Source organism: Plantibacter sp. RU18, assembly GCF_050613355.1.
Classification (GTDB): Bacteria; Actinomycetota; Actinomycetes; order Actinomycetales; family Microbacteriaceae; genus Plantibacter.
Window position 1 is genome coordinate 2824206 of the sequence record NZ_CP159618.1, and the last position, 24125, is coordinate 2848330.

The 24125-nt window shown below is 66.4% G+C and carries 21 protein-coding genes and 2 tRNA genes; 9 read left to right on the top strand and 14 right to left on the bottom strand.

The window, feature by feature from the left end:
* Positions 1 to 67: 67 nt before the first annotated feature.
* The 6 genes from ABMA10_RS13555 to ABMA10_RS13580 all read right to left on the bottom strand — a co-directional run bounded on the left by ABMA10_RS13555 (position 68) and on the right by ABMA10_RS13580 (position 5438).
* Complete coding sequence (locus tag ABMA10_RS13555) at positions 68 to 1069, bottom strand: TerC family protein (RefSeq protein WP_347866955.1); 1002 nt, start codon at positions 1067 to 1069, stop codon at positions 68 to 70.
* Positions 1070 to 1275: 206 nt separating this feature from the next.
* Entirely contained in the window at positions 1276 to 2196 is a 921-nt protein-coding gene (locus ABMA10_RS13560) for a DUF4333 domain-containing protein (protein ID WP_347866954.1), read from the bottom strand.
* Positions 2193 to 3119 carry a hypothetical protein gene (locus tag ABMA10_RS13565; RefSeq protein WP_347866953.1) on the bottom strand — a complete coding sequence of 309 codons (927 nt, stop codon included), beginning with the start codon at positions 3117 to 3119 and terminating at the stop codon, positions 2193 to 2195. The genes ABMA10_RS13560 and ABMA10_RS13565 overlap by 4 nt, the downstream gene beginning before the upstream one ends.
* Positions 3120 to 3121: 2 nt before the next feature.
* Positions 3122 to 4177, bottom strand: coding sequence for a trypsin-like serine peptidase (locus ABMA10_RS13570; RefSeq protein WP_347866952.1), 1056 nt, complete (start codon positions 4175 to 4177; stop codon positions 3122 to 3124).
* A 176-nt stretch (positions 4178 to 4353) separates the two neighbouring features.
* Positions 4354 to 4426: transfer RNA gene (locus tag ABMA10_RS13575), tRNA-Glu, on the bottom strand.
* Positions 4427 to 4535: 109 nt separating this feature from the next.
* A complete protein-coding gene (locus ABMA10_RS13580) occupies positions 4536 to 5438 on the bottom strand; it encodes a diacylglycerol kinase family protein (RefSeq protein ID WP_347866951.1) in 903 nt (300 codons plus the stop codon).
* Positions 5439 to 5521: 83 nt separating this feature from the next.
* On the opposite strand from ABMA10_RS13580, the gene ABMA10_RS13585 reads away from it, so the two are divergent.
* Positions 5522 to 6160 (top strand): MBL fold metallo-hydrolase, encoded by a 639-nt coding sequence (locus ABMA10_RS13585; protein ID WP_347866950.1) that lies wholly within the window; start codon positions 5522 to 5524, stop codon positions 6158 to 6160.
* Between the two features lie 11 nt (positions 6161 to 6171).
* Here the strand turns inward: ABMA10_RS13585 and ABMA10_RS13590 are convergent, their stop codons facing one another.
* Positions 6172 to 7266: a fatty acid desaturase family protein gene (locus ABMA10_RS13590; protein ID WP_347866949.1), complete on the bottom strand. Its 1095-nt coding sequence runs from the start codon at positions 7264 to 7266 to the stop codon at positions 6172 to 6174.
* Positions 7267 to 7643: 377 nt separating this feature from the next.
* Between ABMA10_RS13590 and ABMA10_RS13595 the strand changes: the two genes are divergently transcribed.
* Positions 7644 to 7847: a cold-shock protein gene (locus tag ABMA10_RS13595; RefSeq protein WP_347866948.1), complete on the top strand. Its 204-nt coding sequence runs from the start codon at positions 7644 to 7646 to the stop codon at positions 7845 to 7847.
* Between the two features lie 183 nt (positions 7848 to 8030).
* Here ABMA10_RS13595 and ABMA10_RS13600 read toward each other — a convergent pair whose 3' ends face one another.
* Positions 8031 to 8729: an SOS response-associated peptidase gene (locus ABMA10_RS13600; RefSeq protein ID WP_431030618.1), complete on the bottom strand. Its 699-nt coding sequence runs from the start codon at positions 8727 to 8729 to the stop codon at positions 8031 to 8033.
* Positions 8730 to 8870: 141 nt separating this feature from the next.
* Here ABMA10_RS13600 and ABMA10_RS13605 point away from each other — a divergent pair, with 141 nt between their 5' ends.
* From ABMA10_RS13605 to ABMA10_RS13615, 3 genes are read left to right on the top strand one after another with little or no spacing between them, the layout of a single operon-like run.
* The gene (locus ABMA10_RS13605; protein ID WP_347866946.1) at positions 8871 to 9602 is read left to right on the top strand and encodes a hypothetical protein; all 732 of its coding nucleotides are present in this window, start codon (positions 8871 to 8873) and stop codon (positions 9600 to 9602) included.
* Entirely contained in the window at positions 9599 to 11194 is a 1596-nt protein-coding gene (locus ABMA10_RS13610) for a DNA polymerase Y family protein (protein WP_431030619.1), read from the top strand. Before ABMA10_RS13605 ends, ABMA10_RS13610 begins: the two co-directional genes overlap by 4 nt.
* Positions 11195 to 11234: 40 nt before the next feature.
* Positions 11235 to 14708 (top strand): error-prone DNA polymerase, encoded by a 3474-nt coding sequence (locus ABMA10_RS13615; protein WP_347866944.1) that lies wholly within the window; start codon positions 11235 to 11237, stop codon positions 14706 to 14708.
* Here the strand turns inward: ABMA10_RS13615 and istB are convergent.
* Together istB and istA are read right to left on the bottom strand one after the other, a co-directional pair.
* Entirely contained in the window at positions 14686 to 15495 is an 810-nt protein-coding gene (istB, locus tag ABMA10_RS13620) for an IS21-like element helper ATPase IstB (RefSeq protein WP_347868871.1), read from the bottom strand. The genes ABMA10_RS13615 and istB overlap by 23 nt on opposite strands.
* Positions 15492 to 16748 (bottom strand): IS21 family transposase, encoded by a 1257-nt coding sequence (gene istA, locus ABMA10_RS13625; protein WP_347868913.1) that lies wholly within the window; start codon positions 16746 to 16748, stop codon positions 15492 to 15494. Before istA ends, istB begins: the two co-directional genes overlap by 4 nt.
* A 270-nt stretch (positions 16749 to 17018) precedes the next feature.
* Between istA and ABMA10_RS13630 the strand changes: the two genes are divergently transcribed.
* The 4 genes from ABMA10_RS13630 (at position 17019) to ABMA10_RS13645 (ending at position 20493) form a co-directional block, all read left to right on the top strand.
* Positions 17019 to 17495 (top strand): hypothetical protein, encoded by a 477-nt coding sequence (locus ABMA10_RS13630; protein ID WP_347869228.1) that lies wholly within the window; start codon positions 17019 to 17021, stop codon positions 17493 to 17495.
* Between the two features lie 120 nt (positions 17496 to 17615).
* Positions 17616 to 19178 carry a polysaccharide biosynthesis tyrosine autokinase gene (locus ABMA10_RS13635; protein WP_347869227.1) on the top strand — a complete coding sequence of 521 codons (1563 nt, stop codon included), beginning with the start codon at positions 17616 to 17618 and terminating at the stop codon, positions 19176 to 19178.
* On the top strand, positions 19178 to 19792 hold the full coding sequence (locus tag ABMA10_RS13640; protein ID WP_347869226.1) for a low molecular weight phosphatase family protein: 615 nt from the start codon (positions 19178 to 19180) through the stop codon (positions 19790 to 19792). Before ABMA10_RS13635 ends, ABMA10_RS13640 begins: the two co-directional genes overlap by 1 nt.
* On the top strand, positions 19789 to 20493 hold the full coding sequence (locus ABMA10_RS13645) for a GntR family transcriptional regulator (RefSeq protein WP_347869225.1): 705 nt from the start codon (positions 19789 to 19791) through the stop codon (positions 20491 to 20493). The genes ABMA10_RS13640 and ABMA10_RS13645 overlap by 4 nt, the downstream gene beginning before the upstream one ends.
* A 32-nt stretch (positions 20494 to 20525) precedes the next feature.
* On the opposite strand, the gene ABMA10_RS13650 is transcribed toward ABMA10_RS13645, so the two are convergent.
* The 4 genes from ABMA10_RS13650 to ABMA10_RS13665 all read right to left on the bottom strand — a co-directional run bounded on the left by ABMA10_RS13650 (position 20526) and on the right by ABMA10_RS13665 (position 24084).
* Positions 20526 to 20597: transfer RNA gene (locus tag ABMA10_RS13650), tRNA-Gln, on the bottom strand.
* A 94-nt stretch (positions 20598 to 20691) separates the two neighbouring features.
* A complete protein-coding gene (locus tag ABMA10_RS13655) occupies positions 20692 to 21612 on the bottom strand; it encodes an NAD(P)/FAD-dependent oxidoreductase (RefSeq protein WP_347869224.1) in 921 nt (306 codons plus the stop codon).
* Entirely contained in the window at positions 21609 to 23129 is a 1521-nt protein-coding gene (gene gltX, locus ABMA10_RS13660) for a glutamate--tRNA ligase (protein ID WP_347869223.1), read from the bottom strand. Before gltX ends, ABMA10_RS13655 begins: the two co-directional genes overlap by 4 nt.
* Positions 23122 to 24084, bottom strand: coding sequence for a LysR family transcriptional regulator (locus tag ABMA10_RS13665; protein WP_347869222.1), 963 nt, complete (start codon positions 24082 to 24084; stop codon positions 23122 to 23124). The genes gltX and ABMA10_RS13665 overlap by 8 nt, the downstream gene beginning before the upstream one ends.
* Between the last annotated feature and the right edge of the window lie 41 nt (positions 24085 to 24125).

Genomic DNA, 24125 nt, shown 5'->3' on the forward strand with positions numbered 1-24125 from the left:
CCTCGTCGCGGCAGGGAAGGAGAAGCAGCCCGGACAGCACCCGCTCAGCGTACCACTCCGGCGCGAATCACTCCCCCGCCGACACCTGCTCGCGCTTGCCGTCCCGAGAGGCTTTCAGCAGGCTGGCGACGGTGGCGATCACCATCGAACCGATGATCACGGCGAGCGACGTCCAGGTGTTGATCTCCGGCGCCCACTCGATCCCCTTGCCGCCGTTGATGAACGGGAGTTCATTGACGTGCATGGCGTGCAGGAACAGCTTCACGCCGATGAAGGCGAGGATGAAGGCGATACCGTACTTCAGGTATTCGAGGCGATCGAGCAGTCCTCCCAGGAGGAAGTACAGCTGTCTGAGGCCCATCAGGGCGAACAGGTTCGCGGTGAAGACGATGAACGGACTCTGCGTGATGCCGAAGATCGCGGGGATCGAGTCGATCGCGAAGATGAGGTCTGTGGTACCGATGGCGATGAAGACGACGATCATCGGCGTCCAGAACCGTTTGCCGTCGACCATGACCCGGATCTTCGAGCCGTGGAAGTCTGGCGTGAGCGGGATCCGCTTGCGGAGCAGCGAGACGAGTTTCGTCTCGCCGTCCTCCGCGTCGTCGTTGTGCCCGAACGCCTGCTTCCACGCCGTGTAGAGCAGGAACGCTCCGAAGATGTAGAAGATCGCAGAGAACGCCTCGATGAAGGCGGCGCCCGCCAGGATGAAGATCGCTCGGAGGACCAGTGCGATGATGATGCCCACCATGAGCACCTCCTGCTGATACTTCCGAGGCACGGAGAAACGGCTCATGATGATCACGAACACGAACAGGTTGTCGATGCTCAGGCTGTACTCGGTGAGCCAGCCGGCGAGGAATTGTCCGGACCACTCCCCACCCGCGACCAGCAGGAGGATGAGCGCGAACACGAGCGCGAGTCCGACGTAGAACACGACCCACAGGGTGGACTCGCGGTTCGAGGGGATGTGCGGGCGCTTGTAGACGATCAGGAGATCGGCGAGGAGCACCAGGACGAGCACCACGAGGGAGCCGACTTCGAACCAGATGGGGAGCTCGAGCTGCATGGGAGCCTTTCAGAAGAGGGTACGACGATGATTCGAACGTCTCTCCCGCGACCATCGGTCGCCGCCGTGCCCGGAACCGCGTCGATGCGATCCGTCCTGACGGACACGGCGAATCGGGATACTCCCCTTCGCTCCGACGAGCCTACTCCCCTGTGTGAGCGCGGGCGCACCACGGCGCCGAGGAGGCTTCCGCGGGAAGAGGCTTTCTACTGCTTCGGAGCGTCGATGCCCACGCGGTACTGGCCCTGATCGTTGATGACCTCGACCGCCACGGGGTAGCTCGTACCGCCGTAGGAGAAGGTGCACTCGAACTGTGTTCCGGTGACCGCCGCCTGATCGCCCGGGCACTCGACCTTCTCGACGTCCGCGAGGCCGAAGTCCTGCTTGAGCACCTCTGCGACGCCGGTCTGCACGGCGCCTCGGTCGAGCATGGGCGTGAAGAGACGTCCGACCGAGAGGAGCGTGAGCGGGACGGCGATCAGTGACGCCGCGACGGCACCGATCAGGACACCGGCCCAGAGACGCCGACCCAACGGCTTGCGCTTCGCCTTCGGTTTCGCCATCGATGCGGCCGGGAACGGTTGCTGTTGACCGGTGTTGCCATACTCCGCCCCCGGGCGGAACGGTGCGCCCGGCTGGCCCGGCTGCTGCTGATTCGGCGCGAACGGACCGTTCGCCGGCTGCTGCGGCCCCGGCGCGAACTGCTGCTGGCCCGGGCCGTGCGGTCGCTGACCGTATGGCTGCTGGTTGGAGGGTTGCTGATTCGAGGGTTGCTGATTGGCGGGTTGGATGCCGTAGGGCGGCTGCGGGCGGAACGGGGTCCCCTGCCCGTACGGAGGCTGTGGCTGGTTCGGCATCGACTGCGGTGCCCCCTGGGGAGCCGGGCCCGCCGACCGGTTCGGCTGCAGCCAGGGTTGCCCCTGGGTGTTCGTCGGGAAGGAAGGACCCGTGTGTCCGCCAGAGCCGTCTTGCTGGACGGATGCACCCGTGGGTCGTTGCGCCTGCGGCGGCGCACCGGTCGGCGCGTGCGCGTCCCGCTGCGCGTTCCCCGGCCCGAACTCCGCCCGGGGAGGGTCCTGCTCGGGGATCTCCGGCGGCTGCTGGTCCGGCGTCTTCTCGTCGGTCATTTCCTCAACTCCTCGATCTGTTCCCAGAACGCGGCTTGATCGGCCGCCGGGATCACGGTCACGTCGAAACCTGATGGCGGTGTCGGCAGGTCTTCGATGGTCGAGGTGCCGGTCACCTCGAAACCTGCCTGCAATTGCAACGGCGTCTCGCTGTCGACGGTGCCGCTCAGCTCGATCTTCACCAGGCCGCCGTCGGCGTTCTGGAAGATCGTGACGGGGAGGAGCGTCGCGAGGTCCTCGTCGGACAAGGAGGACACCAGGTCGTCCGGGAGCGCGAACAGCGTCCCGAGCGCGAGGACGCTGTCGAGACTCGCGCTGGTCGTGATCTGCGATGAGCCGTAGTTGCGCATCGAGACGACGACACTGCTGAGCGCGCCCTCCTCGGAGTCCCTCGTGGACTCGACGGCCGTGTAGATGTCGCAGGCGATCGAGATGCCCGGGTAGATGCACGCAGGGCCCAAGGAGCCGTCCTCGGCATCGTCTTCCGCCGGCGTGTACTGCGTCTGGACGGCCACCCACTCGGTCGGTGCGAGTTCCTTGAGCTCACCGCCGAGCAGCAGGAGGTCGTACGACGTCCCGGCCTGGTGGTAGACGTCGACGGTGTCGCCGTCGGCCGAGCCCTTGTCCTGGCTGAAGGAACCGGTCGGGTCTCCGAACAGGACGACCGAGTCGTTCCGATGGGACTCGAGATCACCAGAGACGGCGTGAACGTAAGCGGAGCCGGTGACGTCCGGTGCTTGGCCGATCTGCGCCGCGAGCAGTTCGAATCGCGAATCCGCCAGGTCCTGCATGTACGCGCGCTGCACGGCGGGATCAGGGAAGGCGGCACCGGTCGTGGTGCATGCGCTCAGGGACAGCGCCAGCCCGGCAGACGCAGCGAGGACCGTCAGCAGACGGCGAGGGGTGCGCCGAGGCCCTGTCACGGTCACGACCCTTCCGCCAGGGCGTCGTTGTAGAGGTTGAGCGCACGCTGACCGAGCACCGGTCCCTCGAGCCAGTTCCCGTCGCCCCGGGAGGTGACCGAGGTCACGTATCCGGCGCCCGATGCCGGATCCAGGCGGGTGAGCCAACCACCGCCGGAGCATCCAGGCGTCATGATGCAGTCGATGCGATACCCGGAGTACCCCTTGGTCGCCGCCGGGCTCGCGCAGTACCGCTGCGACTGACCGTCGAACGGAGCAGCCGAGGGGTATCCGATGACCGTGATGCCCTCTGGCGGCGTACCGAACGAGATCCCTTGACCACCGGTGACCTCCTGGATCTTCTGTCCGGAGGCGTTCGGCGCAAGGCGGATGAAGGCGAAGTCGTAGGCCCAACCATTGCCGCTCGTGGCTCCGCTGGCGTCGGATGTCGCCTCGCTCGTGAACTCGTCCGGTACGTACGTGCTCACGCCCGCCCACTGCCCATAGGGCTGCGTCTGTCCGTTCGCTGCGTCGGCAGGAATGAAGATGATGTTCTCGGCCAGCTGCTTCCCGTAGGTGTCCCACACGCAGTGACCCGCCGTGAGAAGGAGGTCCATCGTCGGTGCGTTCACGACGCTCGCCGAGCACACGTATGTGGCTCCGGCGAGTGAGAAGTACAGACGCCCCTGGGTTGCAGCCGCAAGGCCGGTCGCCGGATAGGGATCGCCCGCGGCGGTGGGGACCATTGCCTTGACGTCCACGTCCGGGCCGACTCCGGTGCTCGGGTGGACGACGACGCCTGTCGCCTGGTCGCCGGTGAGCGTGTCCTCGCCGGGCTTCAGATCCGGTGCCTTCGCGCCTCCGAACTTGTCCGCCGTCCAGTAGTCGTTGACTTCCTGAGGGCTCGCGTCGAAGTCCTTGCGCAGGGTGTCGTCGGTGCCGCCGGCGACGTCGACGATCGGCCCTGCGTTCCCCGCGACAGCTTCGCCAGTGGCCGGGATGGAGCATCCGGTGAGCAAGGCGGCGAGGATCAGGACGGCTGCGGTCGCCGGGGTGCGGCGGTTCTGCTTCACGATCACCCGGCCAAGCTAGCATGCACGGTCGACTTCGCGGATCGGTGCGCACCCTGCTCCCTGGCGGCACTCGTGGGGTCGCGTCGCCGACTCGGAGACGCTCCGGAAGCTGCTGCCTGGCCGAAAACGAAAGAAGCCCCGCTCCCTGATGACTCAGGAAAACGAGGCTTCTTGCGGTGTTGTGACCCCAACGGGATTTGAACCCGTGCTGCCGCCGTGAGAGGGCGGTGTCCTAGGCCGCTAAACGATGGGGCCGTAAGCAACGGATACGAGTATGCCACACCATTTCGACCCGTACAAATCGAGGCGGTCAGGCGCGTCGCCTCGGCGTGTCGAGCTCTCGCGAAGGTGTCCGCAACCAACCTCAGGCGAGCACTCGGAGTGCCCCCGGAACGACTTCGACCGAGACCGGCAGCGGCCCGATCCGCTCCCCGTCCGCGTATGCGGTGATGCCGACGGCATCGATGGAGACGGCCTGGACACGCGAGATGCGCACGATGTCGAGGGCGGTGTGCGTCCCCGAGAACACCTTCGGGAACAGTCGGAGGAACCTCAACCGCGAGATCGGCGCGACGACGAACAAGTCGAACCGACCGTCGGAAAGTTCCGCTTCGGGGACGATCAGCATCCCGCCGCCGATCGAGGTGTTGTTGGCGACGGCGAGCAGGACGGCGTCCACTCGCTCGGCGACACCGTCGACGACGAGGTCGTATCCTCGCGGACGCAGCGAGATGAGCTCCCGCAGGATGGCGATCGTATACCGGCTCCGACCCCGGGGGCGTCTCATGAGATTCGCCCGCTCGTTCACCAGGGCGTCGAACCCCGCCGAGACCGCGCCGACGAACCAGGTCGTGTGCACGCCGTGGAACACTTTTCCGGCGTCGATCGTGCGAGGTCCGTTATCGAGGGCGTCGAGGAGGAGCGCGATCGCCGCATCGGGATCGTCGAGCGGGATCCCGAGGCCACAGGCGACGTCGTTACCCGTCCCCGAGGGCACCACGCCGAATGGGAGTCCGGATTCTCGCACCGCCTCGACGGCGAGACTCACCATGCCGTCGCCGCCGACGACGACGAGTGCGTCGAGCCCGTCCTCGATCGCACGGTGGACCGCCGTCCGGAGAAGCTCGATGTTGTCTTCCTGGAGACGCACGGTACTGAACCCGGCGCCGTCGAGCGCCATGAGCACGCGGGGGCCGACCCCGCGGGTCGAACCGAACGATGCGGTCGGATTGATGGCGACGCCGATACGTCGCGGTGCTGTGGTCACCTGCCGATTCTGACAGCCCGAGCGTGCTTCCTCCGACGGCCACCCGGGTTGCCCTCTGGACGCGCACGGTATTCACTCGAGGTATGAGACTGACGAAGTTCGAGCACGCCGCATTCCTCCTCGAGCAGGACGGCGCCAAGCTGTTCGTCGATCCGGGGTCGTTCACCGCCCCGATCGCCGATGTCACGAACGCGGCGGCGATCGTGATCACCCACCTGCACCCCGATCACTGGACCCCCGAACACCTCGACCGCATTCTCGCGGCGAGCCCGGATGCGGTGATCTTCGCACCGGCGGGAGTCGCCGCGGCCGCCACGGGCTACGACGTCACCGTCGTCGCCCCGGGCGAAACCGTCCAGGTCGGGCCGTTCTCACTGCGGTTCTTCGGCGGGACCCACGCGGTGATCCATTCCTCGATCCCCACGATCGACAACGTCGGCGTCCTCATGAACGACCTCGTCTACTACCCGGGGGATTCCTTCTCGATCCCAGAGGGCGTCGAGGTCGACGTGCTCGCGGCCCCCGCCGGTGCGCCATGGATGAAGATCGCCGAAGGGATCGACTTCATCCTCGCTGTCGCCCCGAAGCGAGCGTTCGGCACTCACGAGATGGTGCTCTCCGGCGCAGGGCAGGCCATGTCGCACGGGCGCCTGCAGTGGGCGACCGAGCAGGGCGGCGGCACGTATTACCCGCTCGCCCCGCTCGAATCACTCGAGGTCTGAGACCTGAACGACTACCGGCGGCGGAACTGCCCCGCTGCCGGGCAGTCGAACGGGTCACGAGCGGACAGACCCACGCGGTTCAGGTAGGCGATCACGATCCCGTAGGACTTCAGCAGCGTCGTCTCGGTGTACGGGACCTGCTGCGTCTCGCAGTGCTCTCGAACGATGAGGCGCGCACGCGCAAGCGCCGGTCGGGGCATGCTCGGGAACAGGTGGTGCTCGATCTGGTAGTTGAGTCCGCCCATGAAGGTCGCCATACCGAAACCGCTGACGTTGCGCGAGGTGAGCACCTGCTTGCGGAGGAAGTCGAGCTTCACGTCTGCAGGGATGATCGGCATGCCCTTGTGATTGGGAGCGAAAGACGCACCCATGTAGACGCCGAAGACCGCGAGCTGGACGCCGATGAACGCGAACGCCATTCCGAGCGGCAGGAACAGGAAGATTGCGGCGAGGTAGAGACCGATCCGGGCGACGATCATGCTGATCTCGGCGACTCTGCCGTCGACCTTGCCAGGCCCGAAGAGCGTTCGGAACGACAGTGCGTGGAGGTTGAGGCCCTCGAGCATCAGCAGCGGGAAGAACAGGTAGCCCTGCTTGCGAGTGATGAGCGCGATCAGCCCCTTCGCCTTCGCGGCATCCTCTTCGATGAAGGAGATCGTGTCGATCTCGATGTCGGGGTCCTTGGTGACCTGGTTCGGGTTCGCGTGGTGACGGGTGTGCTTCGTCATCCACCACGAGTAGCTGATACCGACGATGCCTGCGGCGAGGAACCGGCCGGCACGGTCGTTCGCGCGACCTGACTCGAAGACCTGACGGTGGGACGCCTCATGGGCGAGGAAGGCGAACTGCGTCAGGATCACGCCGAGCGCGCCTGCGATGAGGAGCTGGAACCAGGACTCACGGAGCAGGATGAAGCCGGTGGCACAGCCGAGGAGCGCGACGACAAGGAAGGAGAAGGTCAGGATGTAGAAGGTGCGATGGCGGCGCAGGAGACCTGCCTCGCGGACCGTCTTCAGCAGCGCAGAGTACGAACTCGTGACGTTCGCGGTGCCTGGCTTGCGGGGGCTCGTGGCACGAACCGGGCCAAGAACGGCTTCAGTTGACATGGGCACTCCGGAGGAATCGTGTCGACTTCCCAGCCGGGGCAGTGAGCGGACGCTCGTCGAGAGCGGGAGCTCCTGTGGATGTCCACAGCCTACGGTCGGAGGCTGAAGAATCACCGCACATTCCGAGATCCGCCGCTCGATCCAGCTCGGAGAACCAACGAATGTCGGGAAATGACGCAGAATTCGCCAATCCGTTACCTGTTTGAGTCCTGTTCGAGGCCGGTATGGGCTAACGTGGACCGGAGTTGTTGTGTTGCGCAGGTATTTCAAGCTGCGTTTCCACCGATGGAGACGCTGCTTTTCTGAGGAGCGAGCAAAGAACACCGCGACGAACGGTCCCGAAAGTCGGGAACGGTCACTCATGAAAGAGGAAATACATGTCAGCTGGAACTGTGAAGTGGTTCAACGCCGAAAAGGGCTTCGGATTCATCACCCCCGACGACGGCAGCGCCGACGTCTTCGCACACTTCTCCGCCATCGCATCGAGCGGCTACCGCTCGCTCGAGGAGAACCAGAAGGTCGAGTTCGAGACCGTCCAGGGCCCGAAGGGCCTTCAGGCCGAGAACATCCGCCCCCTCTGATTCTCTGATCAGACGGAGCTGACGATCCGAGCGGCCGGTCTTTCCAGCCCTCGCGTCTGAGACACCGAGTACAGCCCCCGACGTTCTTCGTCGGGGGCTGTACTGTTTTTCGGCTGTACCTTTTTCCGGCGGCTCTGCATGCCGACGGTACGGCGCTGCAGCCGCCGCGCGAGCCGCGCCTCCCTATTCGACCGGCAGGATGAGCTCCGGGCCATCCCCCTGCAGCGGAGCGACACGGTGGAACACGAGCTGCTCTGCTACATCTGTCGACGCAGCGACCATCTCGTCGACCTCGCCCTGATCGGCTTCATGATGCGGGTCGAGCCACTCGTCCCAGCACTCCGGCGGGAGCGTCACGGGCGTCCGGGGATGCAGCTCGAGCAATCCCCCGACGGCAGGACGCGTGAGGATGGTCGCACTCAGCACCCAGCGTCGCGGATCGTCGTCCGGGAGTGAGCGATCGCGCCACCAGGAGTACAGCCCAGCGAACACGATGGGCTCTCCACCGGCGGTCTGCACGTAGTAGGGCGTCTTCGCGGCGCCTTCCGTGTGCCACTCGTAGTAGCCGGCGGCCGGGATGAGCGCGCGTTTCTGACGCACCGACGGCGCGAAGGTCGGCTTGGTGGTGATCTCCTCGGAGCGTGCGTTGAAGGTCGGGTACTGACTTTTCAGCTCGGTCGCGAACGACGGCACGAGTGACCAGCGCGCGGACTCGAGCCTTCTGACGACTGGACCGGTCTTCAGGGACTCGAGGATGACGGGGATCTGCTCGGTCGGGCGCACGTTGTACGAAGGCCCTGGGAGATCGGCCGCACCCTGGTCGATGTCGAAGAGCTCGATGAGTTCTTCGGTGGATTCGGTCACGACGAAACGTCCGCACATGGGCCCAGCGTAGCGGGCACCGCCGACATCCTCCCCCAGGGTGTCGGTGGTCGAATGCAGGCTGTTCCACGTACCCGACAATCGTCGTCAGTCGACGCCCGTCCGGTTGACTTGTTCGAAGATATGTTCGAATATTGAGCCATGGCCCTGCATGCACTCGTCGACTCCCCCGCCCGCGCGGGTACGACGACGGAGCTGCACGAACTCCAAGGGCGCATCGCCCGCATGCAAGGGTCGCGCCTCGACACGAGGTCACTCCCGACCGCGCCGGAACTCTCCAGCCTGCTGCCCGGCGGCGCACTGCAGGCCGGGGGCAGTTACTCGGTGCTCGGCTCGACCGCTCTGGCCATGTCACTCATGGCAGGTCCATCGGCTGCCGGTACCTGGTGCGCCGTCATCGGCCTGCCCTCCTTCGGCGTCGAGGCCGCAGCCGCAGCCGGCATCGACCTCGAACGACTCGTCCTGGTCCCCCTGCCCGGCCGACACTGGCTCACGGTCACCGCCGCGATGGCCGATGTCGCAGGCGTGCTCATCACTGCAGCTCCCGATCGGGTCTCGCCGAGCGATGCAGCACGCCTCGCCGCTCGTCTCCGTCAGCGGGAGACAGCGCTCATCGTCCTCGGATCCTGGCCTCAGAGCGACGCGACCCTGCGAGTGACTGAGAGCTCCTGGAGCGGCCTCGGCACTGGGCACGGCCATCTCAGACAGCGGCGGGTCACCGTCAGCTCCTTACTCGGTCAGGGATCCTCCGGCAGACCGCGCACTGCACATCTGACCCTGCCTCTCGGATCGGCACAGTCACCGCTGACGGAACGCCCCGTGATCGTCACCGACGACACACTCGCAACACTCCCCCTGGTTGCGAACCAATGACCAGACACGCATCCGAAGAACCTGTCGAGCGCACCATGGTGGTCTGGTGCCCGGACTGGCCGGTCATGGCCGCGAGGCTGTCCGGCGCCCTGACAGAGGATGCGGCGGTGCGCCCGCTCGCACTCGTGGAGCATGGAGAGATCCTCGCGTGTGACGCTGCCGCGCGAGCAGCCGGCGTCCGCAGAGGCCTGCGCATCCGAGAAGCCGAGGCGCGCTGTCCGGACCTCCTGACCACCGCTTACGACCCCGTCGTCGACGCCCGGGTCTTCGAGCCGGTGATGCTCGGCATCGAGCAACTCATGCCGGGCGTGCAGCCGTATCGTGCGGGTCTGTGCGCGATCCGCTCGCGGGGACCGAGCCGATACTACGGTGGTGAGCACCCGGCAGCAGCAGTGCTCCTCGAGCGTCTTGAGGCGCTCGGGGTCCCAGACGCCCGGATCGGCATCGCCGACGGCCCGTTCGCCGCGGAGCAGGCGGCCAGAGCGACGTCGTTCCACCAGGACGGAACGCGCATCCTCGTCATCCCGAGCGGTGGCTCCTCGGCATTCCTCGCTCCGCTTCCGCTCTCGACCCTCGCACGCCCGGAACTCACCACACTTCTCCATCGACTCGGCATCAGCACACTCGGCGACTTCGGCTCATTGCCTGCCATGGAGGTCCGCGATCGTTTCGGCCCGGACGGCGCGATGGCACACCGACTGGCTGCAGGCCGGGATGCCAGAAGCGTCATCCCACGGATGCCGCCGGTCGAACTCGCCGTGGAGGTCTCCTTCGAACCGCCACTCGACCGCATCGATCAGCTCGCCTTCGGATTCCGTCAGTCAGCAGAACAGTTCATCGCAGGCCTCACCGACGCAGGCCTCGTGACCACGGCGATCACCATCACGCTCCAGAGCGAGCGTGGTGAACGGTCGATGCGGACCTGGCTGCACCCGCGGTGGTTCACGCCATCCGACGTCCTCGACCGCGTGCGCTGGCAACTGCAGAGTTCCTCGAACATCGACCATGGGCTGGCCTCCCCCGTCGAGCTCGTCCGAGTCGTCCCGGAGACCGTCGACGACGCAGCGGATCACGAAGAAGGGCTCTGGGGCAGTGGTCCGGACGAGCGCATCCACAACGGACTTGCGCGGGTGCAGAGCATGCTCGGCCACGACGGCGTGCTCACCGCCATGCCCTCCGGAGGCCGGTTGCTCCTCGATCGTCGGCTCCTCGTGCCATGGGGCAGCGTTCCGCCTGGCGGTGAGGCTGCGATCACCGAACGACGGAACCGTCCCTGGCCGGGAAGCATTCCCGGTGCCGCTCCGGCCACGGTCTTCGAGGTCCCACTCCCGGTCGAGGTGCTCGACGCAGGGGGCCAGTCGGTGGAGGTCGGTGAGCGCAGCACCGTGAGCGCACCACCGGTGCGATTCTCCGAGCCATCCGGTTGGCATCGAGTCGATGGCTGGGCAGGGCCATGGACCATCGATGAACGCTGGTGGGACGACGAGCGCCATCGGCGCGTGCATCGCCTGCAAGTCGTCGACGACACCGGCGACGCCTGGCTGCTCCTCCTGGAGGAGCATGGCTGGCGCGCCGAAGCCCGGTACGACTGACGCCCCGTTTCCACATCCGCATCTCACGAAGGAGTCCATCATGGGATGGAACAATCCCCCGATCTCGTGGTCGGAGTTCGAGCGCCGACTGTCCGACGCCAGTCGTCCGGGCACGCCACCACTCGGGGCAGACGGTGGTGACAGCCCGGCCTGGTCCAGAAAACGTCAACCGTACGTCCCGGAGACACTCGCCACCAGGCCGTCCCCTCCGGCTGTCGCCTATGCCGAACTCCACGCCCACTCGAGTTTCAGCTTCCTCGACGGTGCGAGTCCGCCGGAACGACTCGTCGAGGAAGCGGCAGCACTCGGACTGCACGCACTCGCGATCACCGACCATGACGGCTTCTACGGTGTCGTCCGGATGGCGGAGGCCGCCGAGCGTTTCCCAGCACTCCGCACGGTCTACGGCGCGGAACTCTCCGTCGGCCTCGACCGGCCGCAGAACGGGGTCGCCGATCCCGTCGGGCATCATCTGCTGCTCCTCGCCCGTCAGGCGGAGGGGTACCATCGCCTGGCCGGTGCGATCACCGATGCCCAGCTCGCGGAAGGCGCCGAGAAAGGTCGCCCGGTCTACGATCTCGTGCAGCTCGCAGCCTCCGTCGCAGGGTCGGTGACCGTGCTCACCGGCTGCCGGAAAGGCCTCGTCCGTACTGCCCTGCGCGAGCATGGTCCGGAGGCCGCGGCCGCGGCCGTCGATCGTCTCGTCGCCCTCTTCGGGCCCGAGCACGTCGTCGTCGAGCTGAGCGACCACGGCCATCCGGAGGACACCGCGGAGAACGACGCCCTCGCCGAAATCGCCGCCCTCCTCGACCTGACCGTCGTGGCGACGGGGAACGTGCACTACGCCACACCTGATCAGCACCGACTGGGCACAGCCCTCGCAGCGGTCAGAGCACGTCGCAGTCTCGAGGAGCTCGACGGCTGGTTGCCGGCAGCGGACGGCGCCCATCTGCGCAGCGGCGACGAGATGGCTGTCCGCTTCGCCCGATATCCGGGTGCGGTCGCCAGAAGCGTCGAGCTCGCAGACGAACTGGCGTTCAGTCTGCGCGCCGTCCGCCCGAGACTCCCCAGACAGCGCGTCCCCGAGGGGCACACACCCATGAGCTGGCTGCGACACCTGGTCATGGAGGCCATCCCGGAGAAGTATCCGCAGGCGACCCCGGAACACCTCCAACGCATCGAGCGAGAACTCGAGGTCATCGAGCAGAAGGACTTCCCCGGATACTTCCTCATCGTCCACGACATCGTGAGTTTCGCCCGAGGGCGAGGGATCCTCTGCCAAGGACGCGGATCCGCAGCGAACTCCGCCGTCTGCTACCTGCTCGGGATCACCGCTGTCGACTCGATCTTCTACGAGCTGCCGTTCGAACGGTTCCTCTCCAGCATGCGAGAGGAGGAACCGGACATCGACGTCGACTTCGACTCGGACCGCCGGGAGGAGGCCATCCAGTACGTCTACGAGACCTACGGCCGTCGGAACGCCGCCCAGGTCGCGAACGTCATCAGCTACCGCCCGAAGTTCGCGGTCCGAGACACGGCGAAGGCCCTCGGCTACAGTCCTGGGCAGCAGGACGCCTGGTCGAAACAGGTCGAACGCTGGGGCGGTCTCGCCTCGAGCGCCGACCACGACATCCCCGACCGCGTCGTCGGGCTTGCACAGCAGTTCCTGACGCTGCCCCGCCATCTCGGGATCCATTCAGGTGGCATGGTCCTGACCGATCGACCGGTCGGCGAGGTATGCCCGATCGAGCATGGGCGGATGGACGGACGAACAGTCCTCCAATGGGACAAGGACGACTGCGCCTGGATGGGGCTCGTCAAGTTCGACCTCCTCGGCCTCGGCATACTGTCGGCGATCCAGTACTGTTTCGACCTCGTGGCGGAGCACACCGGGGAGCGCTGGACGTTGGAGACCATTCCGAAGGACGAGGCCGGCGTCTACGACCAGCTCTGCCGCGCCGACTCGATCGGCGTCTTCCAGGTCGAGAGCCGGGCGCAGATGGGCATGCTGCCGAGGCTCCTCCCTCGCAGGTTCTACGATCTCGTGATCGAGGTGGCCATGATCCGTCCAGGGCCGATCCAGGGTGGCGCGGTGCACCCCTACCTCCGCCGGAAGACCGGGCAGGAGCCCATCACCTATCTGCATCCGAGCCTCGAGCCGGTGCTCGAGCGCACGCTCGGCGTCCCACTGTTCCAAGAGCAGCTCATGCAGATGGCGATGGCGGTCGGTGGCTGCTCTGCGGAGGACGCCGACCTCCTGCGCCGGGCGATGGGCTCCAAACGGGGCGAGGAGAAGATCGAGACGCTCAAGGAGACGCTCTACCTCGGCATGGCGGACAAAGGGATCGTTGGCGCAGACGCGGACGCCGTCTACGCCAAGATCCAGGCCTTCGCGAACTTCGGCTTCGCCGAGAGCCACTCGCTGAGTTTCGCGCTCCTCGTCTATGTCAGCGCCTGGTTGCGTCTGCACTACCCGGGAGCATTCCTCGCCTCCCTCCTCCGCGCTCAGCCGATGGGCTTCTACTCGCCCATGACGCTCGTCGCGGACGCTCGTCGCCATGGAGTCTCGGTCCTCCGGCCCGACCTGCACCGGTCAGGAGCGGAGGCGGGACTCGAGGTGATCGATCCCGACGCGGAACCCGGGTTCCCGGTCGTTCCAGGGGGTCGCCACCGCTGCCTCGATCAGGATCAGGGGCCGATCACGGATTTCGACCAGAGCCGTCCCGACGACTCTGCCGGACATCGGCGGGACGGCCACCTCGCCGTCCGACTCGGCCTCTCCTCCGTGCAGGGCATCGGCGAAGCACTCGCCCAGCGGATCGTGGCCGAGCGGGAGTCGTCCGGCCTGTTCACGAGCCAGGCAGACCTTGCCAGGAGGATCGGGCTGAACTCGTCCCAGTTGGAGGCTCTCTCCGCTGCCGGAGCATTCGACGGTTTCGGACTGAGCCGTCGCGAGGCGATATGGGGAGCCGCACAGGCCAGCAGGCACCGCCCGGATCAGCTGGAGGGGACATTCGTCACCGTGCAGCCGCCGTTGCTCCCGATCCCCACTCCCGCGGAGCAGCTCATCTCCGACATCTGGGCGACCGGGATGTCCACCGACGACCACCCGATCAGCCATGTCCGCGACGTGCTCACCCGACGCGGGGTGTTGCGCTCGGACGACCTCGCGAGCGCCGAGACGGATCGCCGGGTCGAGGTCGGAGGGATCGTGACCCATCGGCAACGGCCTGCCACCGCGAGTGGGATCACGTTCATGAACCTCGAGGACGAGGCAGGGCTCGTCAACGTGATCTGCAGCGTCGGGGTCTGGAATCGGTACCGGCGCGTGGCGAGAGAGGCTCCGGCGATGATTGTTCGAGGCATGCTCGAACGCTCACCCGAAGGGATCGTCAACCTGGTGGCGGATCGTCTGGAGTCGTTTGTTAGCGCCGAGCTAGAACGGACCCCTTTGCGCCGGTCTGGGGTGGACCCCTCTTCGTTGGTTGAGCTTAGTTCTTCTCTGTCTGCTTGATGAGGTCGCGGCGGCCGTGGGTGCGGTAGGAGTCGCCGGAGAGGGTAAGGACTTCGGAGTGGTGGACGAGGCGGTCGATCATCGCTGCCGCGACGACGTCGTCGCCGAACGTCTCACCCCAGCGGCTGAACGGGAGGTTCGAGGTGACCATGATCGAGCCTTGCTCGTAGCGAGATGCGACGAGTTGGAAGAACAGGTTCGCGGCGTCCTGGTCGAAGGGGATGTAGCCAATTTCGTCGATGATGATGAGTTTGTAGCGGCGGATCTTCTTCAGCTCGGCCTCGAGCTGCCCCTGGTGGTGGGCGGCCGCGAGTCTCGCGATCCAGTTGTTCGCGGTGTCGAAGAGGACGGAGTATCCGGCGTGGGTGGCTTTGACGCCGAGCCCGATCGCGAGGTGCGTCTTCCCGATCCCGGGCGGGCCGAGCAGGATCACGTTCTCTGCTTTCGCGACGAACGTCGACGTCGCGAGGTGCGCGAGGACGTCTTTACGCAGAGACGGGAGGTGATCGAGATTGAAGTCCTCGAGGGTCTTGACTGCGGGGAAGTGCGCGGTCCGGATCCGCATCGTCGTCCCGGCGGATTCACGGTCCGCGAGCTGGCGTTCAAGGACGGCTGCGAGATATTCCTCATGCGCCCAGTTCTCGACCCTGGCGCGGTCCGCGAGGTCTTCCCAGACCCGCCCGATCGTCGGGGTCTTGAGAGCTCTGGCGAGATAGGCGATCTTGGATGCAACCTGCTCGGTGGTCTTCGGAATAGGAGCGTCGATCGTGCTGCTCTTGGAGGTCATCGTGCTTCTTTCTCGTATTCGGTTTTGGTGGTGAAATCGACGCCGAATAAGGCGTCGTAGTCGGACAGCGCCCGAAGTTGGACCCGATGCCCGTCCGGGTGCTCACGAACCCCGGAGGGCTTGGGCCGTTGGTAGTGGGCGCGTAGCTTCGCCGCCGCGGTGACGTGCCCGGGATCGGTGATCGTCATCCCGTTGCGCAACGACCGGGCATGCCGTCCCGCGGCCTGTCCGGCGCAGGAGATCGTGACGTCATCAAGCGTCGCGCGAACATCGACGAATCGGCCGATGAACCGAGGATCGACGGAATAGTCGTTCCCATCGAGACGGACGTAATAATCCCGGGCCAGTCTGATCCGATGCGTGAGACCAGTGACAGGGGGCTTCGCCGGAAGTGGGAGCATCGCCGCCCGGTCAGGGACAGCGAGCTCGACGGGACGGGCAGCGATCGCACGGACCTTCCGCTGATTCGCTCTGGTCTCCAACCAGGTCGTCATCTGGGCGTTGAAGTCATCTCGGTCTTGGAAAATCCGGCCGGGCAGGAACGAGGTCTCCAGAAAGCGGTTCGCGCGCTCGACGATGCCCTTCGTCTCCGGGTCTCGTGGCGGGGCCAAACGCAGCCTGGTCGCCAGCGTCCCCACGAACGTCGCCGCGAGGACGGTGGGCTTGCCCAACCCGCCGATCGCAGCCTCTCGATCCCAGAGCAACGATTTCGGCACCCCGCCGAACCTCTGCAGCAGCGACCACATACCCGCAGTGAGATCACCGCCCTGCCGAGACGGCAGCATAATCGCCTCGATCCGCCTGGAGAAGCCGGACACCATCACCAACACCGGCAAGACACGATCCTGGCCCCCGCCGACGGGAACTCGCGCCTCAGGGAACCACAGATCACACTGGATCACCTCACCCGCCTGATACGAGAGCCGATCCGCGGGATCGATGCCTTGATACTCCGGCCGCAGCTCAGACACCCGCTCCCGAAACAACGACGGCGAGAACGTCCAACCGACACGCTCCGCGATCACCGTCGCCGGCATCTTCGGATACTCCATCAACAGCGCACGGATCTGCGGCACGAAGACATCGATCTTCGAACCCCGCGGACCCCGCGACCGATCCGGCGGATCCTCACCCCGCAACGCCCGACGGACCGTGTTCCGCCCGATCCCAAGATCCCTCGCGATCTGCTTGATCGGAACCTTCTCAGAACGATGCAACCGCCGAATCTCTGCCCACGTATCCACTGAAATCATCCTCCTAGCTTGAGCTAGGGGGTCCAATCCAACCTGGCGCTACAGGGTCCGTTCTACTTCGGCGTCAACAGTCGTTGCGCATCGGCGCGAACACACGCTCGCGGGACTTCCGATGACTTGATCAGACCAAACCACGGACCCGTCGCCCTCCGAACTCCTCGTACAGAAGAACACGACACTCACCGGATTCACAGCTCCGAGCGAGGAAGGAATGGCCGGGTGCCCTCCGGCGTTGCTCCCAGTGTTCAGCAGACCAGAAGGGGGTCATCCATGGCGAGAGTGTACGAAGAGATCGAAGGCCGGACCGGCGAGGTGGAGCGGTACCGCCACCACCCGAACGGCAAAGGCATGGTCGCAGCTCGTGCACTGATCGATCCGTCAGCGTTCATCGAGCGGACGACGTTCGTCGAAGCCGACGCAGACATCCGTGCGAACGCCTGGATCGGTGCCGGAACCTGGATCGACCGGTCTGCAGTGATCGGCGAGGGCGCCTTCATCGGAGCGAACGTGCACATCGGCGAACGCTGCGTCATCGGTCGGGGCGCGCGAGTCGGCAGTGATGCCCGACTCGGTGCTGATGTCCAGGTCGCTCATGGCGCCACCGTCGACCGCGACGCTCGCCTCGGAGACCGCACGCTCGTCGGCGGCGAACGACCCGTCATGACCGAGCCGACGGTCCGTCAGACCAACCGAGCACCGCGCCGCCCCCGCCCGAGCGGGTCGGAGCGCTTCGGCAAGGCCGCCTGACCGATCCATCGATCCAGAACGGGCCCGGGACTGCGACGCAGTCCCGGGCCCGTTGTCGATGGTCTGACTGCTTGTCACAATTGAACTGTTCATCAGAGCACGGTATGCTAATATACCAGCATGGAGCTCAAGGACTATCTGCGGATCTTCCGGCACCGCTGGTTGCTCATCGTCGCAATCATGGCGGGCGGTGCCGCATTGGCGCACGGATACACCCTCGTGACGACTCCCGTCTATCAGTCGACCGCCCAGCTGTTCGTTGCTGTCAAGAGCGGAGACTCCGTCGGAGACCTCAACCAGGGCAACACCTTCGCCCAGAGCAGGGTCTCGTCGTACATCATCCTCGCGACAGGCTCGTCCGTGCGGAACATGGTGGCAGAACGTCTCGATGTGGAGCCTGAATCACTCATCGGCAAGATCAGCGCCACCAACCCCGCCCGTTCGGTCCTCATCAACCTCTCCGCCGTCGCCGACGACCCCGTCGTCGCCGCCAGGATCGCCAACACGGCGGCGCAGGTCCTCATCGATCTCGTCGGTGACGTCGAGAGTGGCGACACGGTCACACCCGAGGTGTCCGCCCGTGAAGGCTCCCCCGTCGGCCTGACCCATGTGGAGCAAGCAACTGCATCCAGCGCGCCGATCGCACCGAACACGCTGCAGAATCTGGCTGTCGGTATCCTGCTGGGGCTCGCCGGAGGCATCGGCAGCGCCCTGCTCATCGAGGTCCTCGACACCCGCCTCCGAGGACGGTCGGCGATCGAGAAACTCACTGACGTGAGCGTTCTCGGTGCATTCGCCGTCGAGTCTGCTGATGCGCCGCAGCTCACGCTGGGCTCCACCGAGAACTTCAGTCGCCGAGCGGAGAACTTCAGACAGCTGCGCACCCACCTGCAGTTCGCCTCGATCGACGGCGGTCTGCGCAGCCTCATGATCACGTCGTCCATCCCCGGCGAGGGCAAGAGCACGACGGCGGCGAACCTCGCCCTCGTCTTGGCCGAGGCCGGCAACTCCGTCCTCCTCGTCGACGCAGACCTGCGCCGACCACGTCAGCACGACATGTTCGGACTCGAGGGCTCCGTCGGACTCACCACGGTCCTCACCGGACGGATCAGCCTGGAGGACGCCGCCCAGGCCGTCAACGGCGCGGGGAGCCTCGCAGTCCTCACCTCGGGCGAACTCCCTCCGAACCCGAGCGAGCTCCTCGGCTCGGCCGCGATGGAGCGTGCGCTCGCGGAGATGGAGCGCACCTTCGACATCGTCGTGATCGACACACCGCCGATCACGAACGTGTCCGACCCGACGGCGCTCTCCACACTCGCGAGCGGTGTCCTCCTCGTCGCTTCTGCCGACGGACGCCTGCATCGCGACCAGCTTCGACAGTCACTCGAGAACCTCAGCCTCGTCCACGCGAAGCTGCTCGGCGTCGTCCTCAACCGGGTGGAGATCGCACGGGGTGAGCAGTCGTACGGATACTACGAGACAGACAAGGCGTCCGCCGCGCAGACGCGCACCCATCGGAAACGGGGCTCCGCACGCGACGACCACGAGGGCAGCACACCGGAAACGGGCACACCCGTCTTCCAACCGGCCGTGGAACAGCAGCAGGCGCAGCGGGATGCCCACCAGGACGTTCCACCGCCGAGCACCCCCTCGCCGCGGCGGGCGCACCGGGCAACCTCGTGATGCCGCACGCTCAGCCAGGAACCCCCGTCCGCATCCTCGTCGTGTGCACCGGCAACATCTGCCGATCCCCGTTCGCAGAGTTCCTCCTTGCGGCCCTCCTGCGCGACATCGACGCCGATGGCTTCACCGTACGGAGCGCAGGCACCCGCGCACTGGGCGGTCACGCGATCGACGGATCGAGTGCGGCGCTGCTCGGCTCGCTGGCCCCAGACGCTGCAGGCTTCGCCGCCACGCAGCTCACCGCCGACCTCATCGGCACCCACGACCTCATCCTCACGATGACCAGGGAGCAGCGGAGTGCTGTGCTCCGGATGCGTCCGGACGCTCTCCGCCGCACCTTCACGCTGCGCGAGTTCGCACGACTGCTGGACACCGCCGACCCTGCCGGATTCACCGGGGAACGCCAGCTTCGTTGGCGTGCACTCCTTCCCGCCCTCGCGGCCAACCGTACGGGGGCCCGGATCGCCGACCCGGGCCGCGACGATGTCGTGGACCCGTTCGGTCGAGGCGAGGAGGTCTTCCGCCGCATGGCCGAAGAGATCACTCCAGCGTTGGACCGCATCGCATCATTCGAGCGAGTGTGGACCGCACTCGACCCGGTTGCGACACCATGACGTCCGATCAGGCGCCCCAGCCACCGGTCACCGATCGCCGGCTCTTGCGCCAGAACGTGTTCGAGCGGCTGTTGGCTGACATCATCGACGGCACACTGGCCCCTGGACGGCGTCTCCGCGACGACGAGCTGACGGTCATGCTCGGTGTCTCTCGCACTCCGCTGCGCGAAGCGGTGGCCCGTCTCGACGAGCTCGGTCTCGTCAACACGGCACCCAATCGGTACACCCGTGTCGCCCCACTCGCGAGCACGGCGATCTTCGAAGCCGTAGATGTGCTGATCGCGCTTGCTCCCCTCGTGACGAACCGACTCACGGAACGCCTCGACGAGGACGCACTCCTGGAGGTCGACTTCCTCACGCGGAGGATCGAACGGCTGCCGGCCGACCAGGTCGCTCGCGCGATCGGCATCCTCCTGCGGTTCGCCGAGCGAAGCCTCGACGACCTCGCGCTCCTGCCGTCGCTCACCAGTTCCACGATGGTCAGGCTCATCCGCTACACGGCTCAGCGCCCGGGCGTCCTCCTCGTGGCCGGTGGCCTCCAGCCGGTGATGGAGATCACCCAGGCGCTGCAGAGTCACGACGTAGAGCTGACCACGCGACTGGTCGTGGCACACCTCGAGCGAATCGGGCAGGCCGTCCGTGCCGATTGGAATCCGGAGGACCTCGGCTACCCGTCCGACAACGACGAAAGCCCGCGATGATCGCGGGCTTTCGTCGGTGTGATGCTGTACTGCTGGGGTACCTGGACTCGAACCAAGAACAACTGAACCAGAATCAGTCGTGTTGCCAATTACACCATACCCCACTGTCTGAACCGAAGCCCCGACCGAAGAACAACTCTAGCCTACGAAGGCAGACGTCTCAAATCGATGCGTCCCGGGCGCGTCGCGTCCAGCGGATCAGCCCGGAACTCCCGCAAGGTCTCGGTTCAACGCTCGAGCGACCCTGGCGCCGTTCCCCGCTGCAACGATCAGTTGCTGAGGCCCAGGTGGCGTGATGTCTCCCGCCGCATAGACACCCGGGACCGTCGTGCGGCCCCAACCGTCGATGACGACGTAGCCGTCAGCATCACGATCGAGCGGCAGAGTGTCGAGGTACTCCAACGGCGCCGACCATGCCGGCCTGACGAAGCCGGCTGCCCGGGCGATCGTCTCGCCGCCGTCGAGCACGACCCCTGTGAATCCGTCGCGACCACCGGCGAGTTCGGTGATGGGCCGCCGCTCGACGACGATCCCGGCCGATCGCAGCGCAGCCTCCTCGGCGGCGGAGACCGAACCGACCCCGTTCGTGAACACGACGAGGTCTTCCGACCACTGGGCGATGAGCAGTGCCCACTCCGCGAGGTCTGCCGACTCGCCGATCAACGCAAGCGGCAGATCGGCCTTCTCGAAGCCGTCGCATTCGACGCAGCTGTGTAGATCCGTGCCGTAGAAGGCACGCATGTTCGTGAGCTTGGGAAGCGTCTCCGTCAATCCGGTCGCGACAACTACCGTCTGTGTCCGGACGTCACGATCGGGTTCGCCTCGCACCCCCTGCGCGATCACGCGGAAGCCGTCGTCGACCGCCTCGACGTCCTGCACGAGCGCGAACTGGATCTCGGCATTCGCGTAGGCGGCGACCTCCTCCCGGGCGAGTCGTCGGAGGTCGAGGGGCGGGATGCCGTCACGAGTGAGGAACCCATGGGACAACAGCGTCGCGGCATGGCGTGGCCGATTACTGTCCAGGACGAGCACTCGGCGGCGGGCTCGCGCGAGGTTCAGGGCCGCCGAGAGTCCGGCGGGCCCCCCTCCGATCACGACGACGTCGTAGGACTCGCTCACGACGCGAGGTGTGCCGAGAGCCGATCCAGACGCGCGATCGACCCGCGCTTACCGAGGATCTCAAGCGACTCGAACAGTGGGGGCGAGATTCGGCGGCCGGACGCCGCGACCCGCAGCGGGCCGTAGGCGATGCGCGGCTTGAGACCGAGCCCATCGATGAGGGCTCCGGCGAGGGACTCCTGGATGGCAGCGGCGGTCCACTCCGCCTCCGGCACGAGTTCGAGGGCGCCGATCGATGCGGCGAGCACTTCCCCGGCGTTGGCAGGAAGACCCTTCAGCGCGTCCTCCTGGTACTCGAGCTCAGCGACATCGATGAACAGGAAGCCGAGCAGCGCCGGCGCCTCCCCGAGCAGCGCGATGCGCTCCTGGATGAGCGGCGCCGCCTGTTCGAGGACCGCAAGTTCAGCCGGCCCGACCGGCTCCGACACGACTCCCTCGTGGACGAGGTACGGGACGATGCGCGCCAGGAAATCCTCGGGCGCGAGGAGGCGGATGTGATCGCCGTTGATCGATTCGGCCTTCTTGAGGTCGAACCGCGCCGGGTTCGGGTTGACGTCGACGACGTCGAACGCCTCGATCATCTCCGCGATCGAGAACACGTCACGGTCGGCGCTCAGCGACCAGCCGAGCAGAGCGAGGTAGTTGATGAGTCCTTCCGGCACGAACCCACGATCGCGGTGGTGGAAGAGGTTCGCTTCGGGATCGCGTTTCGAGAGCTTCTTGTTGCCATCTCCCATGACGTACGGGAGGTGGCCGAAGCGCGGCACGAAGGAGGTGAGCCCGATGTCGATCAGTGCGTGGTACAGCGCGATCTGACGCGGCGTCGACGGCAGGATGTCCTCGCCACGGAGGACGTGCGTGATCTGCATGATGGCGTCGTCCACCGGGTTCACGAGCGTGTAGAGCGGTTTCCCGTTCGGGCGCACGAGCACGAAATCGGTGAAGGAACCAGCCGGGAAGGTGATCTCGCCGCGTACGAGGTCGTCGAAGCTCAGGTCTTCATCGGCCACCCGCAGTCGCAGGGCGGGCTCGCGGCCCTCCGCGCGGAACGCCGCACGCTGTTCGTCGGTGAGATCGCGGTCGAAGTTGTCGTAGCCGAACTGCTTCGGACGACCTGCGGCCTCGTTGCGGGCGTCGATCTCCTCTGCGTTCGAGAAGCTCTCGTACAGGTGGCCTGCAGCGGTGAGCCGCTCGATGACGTCGGTGTAGATGTCAGTGCGCTGCGACTGGCGGTAGGGCTCGTAGGGCCCGCCGACACCGACGCCTTCATCCCAGTCGAGACGGAGCCAGCTCAGGGCGTCGACGAGCTGTTCGTAGCTCTCCTCGCTGTCTCGAGCCGCATCTGTGTCCTCGATCCGGAAGACGAGCTTCCCGCCCGTGTGCCGTGCGTAGGCCCAGTTGAACAGTGCCGTGCGGATGAGACCGACGTGCGGGGTCCCGGTGGGCGACGGACAGAACCGGACGCGGACATCGGAGCCGGCGGCGTCGGAGAAGGGGTGCGTAATCGTGTCAGACATCGCCTGCAATCCTAGCCGTCGAGCCGCTGTACGCGGCGATCCGCATGACCGCCGCGACGGCCGGAATGTGTTCGGCGCCCGCCGCACTGACCAGATGGAGCGCGCGGTCATCGGCGTTGGCTGTGGGACGGGCGACCACGCCGGTCGGCAGTTGGGCGGCGTCGAGCGCGAGGGTCGGGAGGAGCGCGACGCCGAGACCTGCGGCGACGAGCGCCGTCACGGCGATCGCGTTGTCGGTCTCATGGGCGATCTCCGGCTCGAACCCGCTCGCCCGACAGAGCCCCAGCAGGTGCCCGCGGCATCGAGGGCACCCGGCGATCCATCGTTCGCCGCGCAACGCGTGCAACGACACGGCGCCGGCCTGCGCCTCGGCATGATCGGCAGGGAGCACGACGCGCATCGGGTCGGAACCGAGCGGACGCACCCGCAGCCCCAGCGCGCTGTCGTGGTGCGGATCGTCGGGATCCCCCGGATAGCTGAAGGTGATGGCGACGTCGGCCTCACCCGCGCGCACGGCCAGCACCGCCTCCGGCGGCTCCGCCTCGACGAACGTCACTCCGATCCCGGGGTGCTCCAGCGCCAGTCGTGCGAGCAGGTCCGGCACGAGCATCGACGAGGCGGACGGGAAGGCCACGAGGCGCACTCGGCCACTGCGCAAGCCCGCCAGAGCCGCGATCTCCTCCGACGCGGCATGGAGCGCACGGTCGACGACGACGGCGTGCCTGGCGAGGACTCCTCCCGCCTCGGTCAACCGCACCCCGCGCCCGACCCGTTCGACGACCGGCATCCCGAGGCGCTGCTCCAGACGTCTCAGCTGCTGGCTGACGGCAGGCTGGCTCAACCCGAGCGCGCGGGCGGCACCGGTGATCGAACCCGTCACGGCGACCGCGCCCACCACGAGTACAGCACCCGGCTCGAGTTGCGCGGCCGGTGATCCGATGACCAGGTTCGACATCGAAGAATCATAACCCACGGTTATGTATCGCATCTGAAACT

What these genes read in the sequence shown, in the direction of transcription:
- ABMA10_RS13555 (WP_347866955.1), bottom strand. Translation starts at nt 1,069, where the DNA reads ATGCAGCTCGAGCTCCCCATCTGGTTCGAAGTCGGCTCCCTCGTGGTG.
- ABMA10_RS13560 (WP_347866954.1), bottom strand. Translation starts at nt 2,196, where the DNA reads ATGACCGACGAGAAGACGCCGGACCAGCAGCCGCCGGAGATCCCCGAG.
- ABMA10_RS13585 (WP_347866950.1), top strand. Translation starts at nt 5,522, where the DNA reads ATGAGACTGACGAAGTTCGAGCACGCCGCATTCCTCCTCGAGCAGGAC.
- ABMA10_RS13590 (WP_347866949.1), bottom strand. Translation starts at nt 7,266, where the DNA reads ATGTCAACTGAAGCCGTTCTTGGCCCGGTTCGTGCCACGAGCCCCCGC.
- ABMA10_RS13595 (WP_347866948.1), top strand. Translation starts at nt 7,644, where the DNA reads ATGTCAGCTGGAACTGTGAAGTGGTTCAACGCCGAAAAGGGCTTCGGA.
- ABMA10_RS13600 (WP_431030618.1), bottom strand. Translation starts at nt 8,729, where the DNA reads ATGTGCGGACGTTTCGTCGTGACCGAATCCACCGAAGAACTCATCGAG.
- ABMA10_RS13605 (WP_347866946.1), top strand. Translation starts at nt 8,871, where the DNA reads ATGGCCCTGCATGCACTCGTCGACTCCCCCGCCCGCGCGGGTACGACG.
- ABMA10_RS13610 (WP_431030619.1), top strand. Translation starts at nt 9,599, where the DNA reads ATGACCAGACACGCATCCGAAGAACCTGTCGAGCGCACCATGGTGGTC.
- ABMA10_RS13615 (WP_347866944.1), top strand. Translation starts at nt 11,235, where the DNA reads ATGGGATGGAACAATCCCCCGATCTCGTGGTCGGAGTTCGAGCGCCGA.
- istB (WP_347868871.1), bottom strand. Translation starts at nt 15,495, where the DNA reads ATGACCTCCAAGAGCAGCACGATCGACGCTCCTATTCCGAAGACCACC.
- istA (WP_347868913.1), bottom strand. Translation starts at nt 16,748, where the DNA reads ATGATTTCAGTGGATACGTGGGCAGAGATTCGGCGGTTGCATCGTTCT.
- ABMA10_RS13630 (WP_347869228.1), top strand. Translation starts at nt 17,019, where the DNA reads ATGGCGAGAGTGTACGAAGAGATCGAAGGCCGGACCGGCGAGGTGGAG.
- ABMA10_RS13635 (WP_347869227.1), top strand. Translation starts at nt 17,616, where the DNA reads ATGGAGCTCAAGGACTATCTGCGGATCTTCCGGCACCGCTGGTTGCTC.
- ABMA10_RS13640 (WP_347869226.1), top strand. Translation starts at nt 19,178, where the DNA reads ATGCCGCACGCTCAGCCAGGAACCCCCGTCCGCATCCTCGTCGTGTGC.
- ABMA10_RS13645 (WP_347869225.1), top strand. Translation starts at nt 19,789, where the DNA reads ATGACGTCCGATCAGGCGCCCCAGCCACCGGTCACCGATCGCCGGCTC.
- gltX (WP_347869223.1), bottom strand. Translation starts at nt 23,129, where the DNA reads ATGTCTGACACGATTACGCACCCCTTCTCCGACGCCGCCGGCTCCGAT.
- ABMA10_RS13665 (WP_347869222.1), bottom strand. Translation starts at nt 24,084, where the DNA reads ATGTCGAACCTGGTCATCGGATCACCGGCCGCGCAACTCGAGCCGGGT.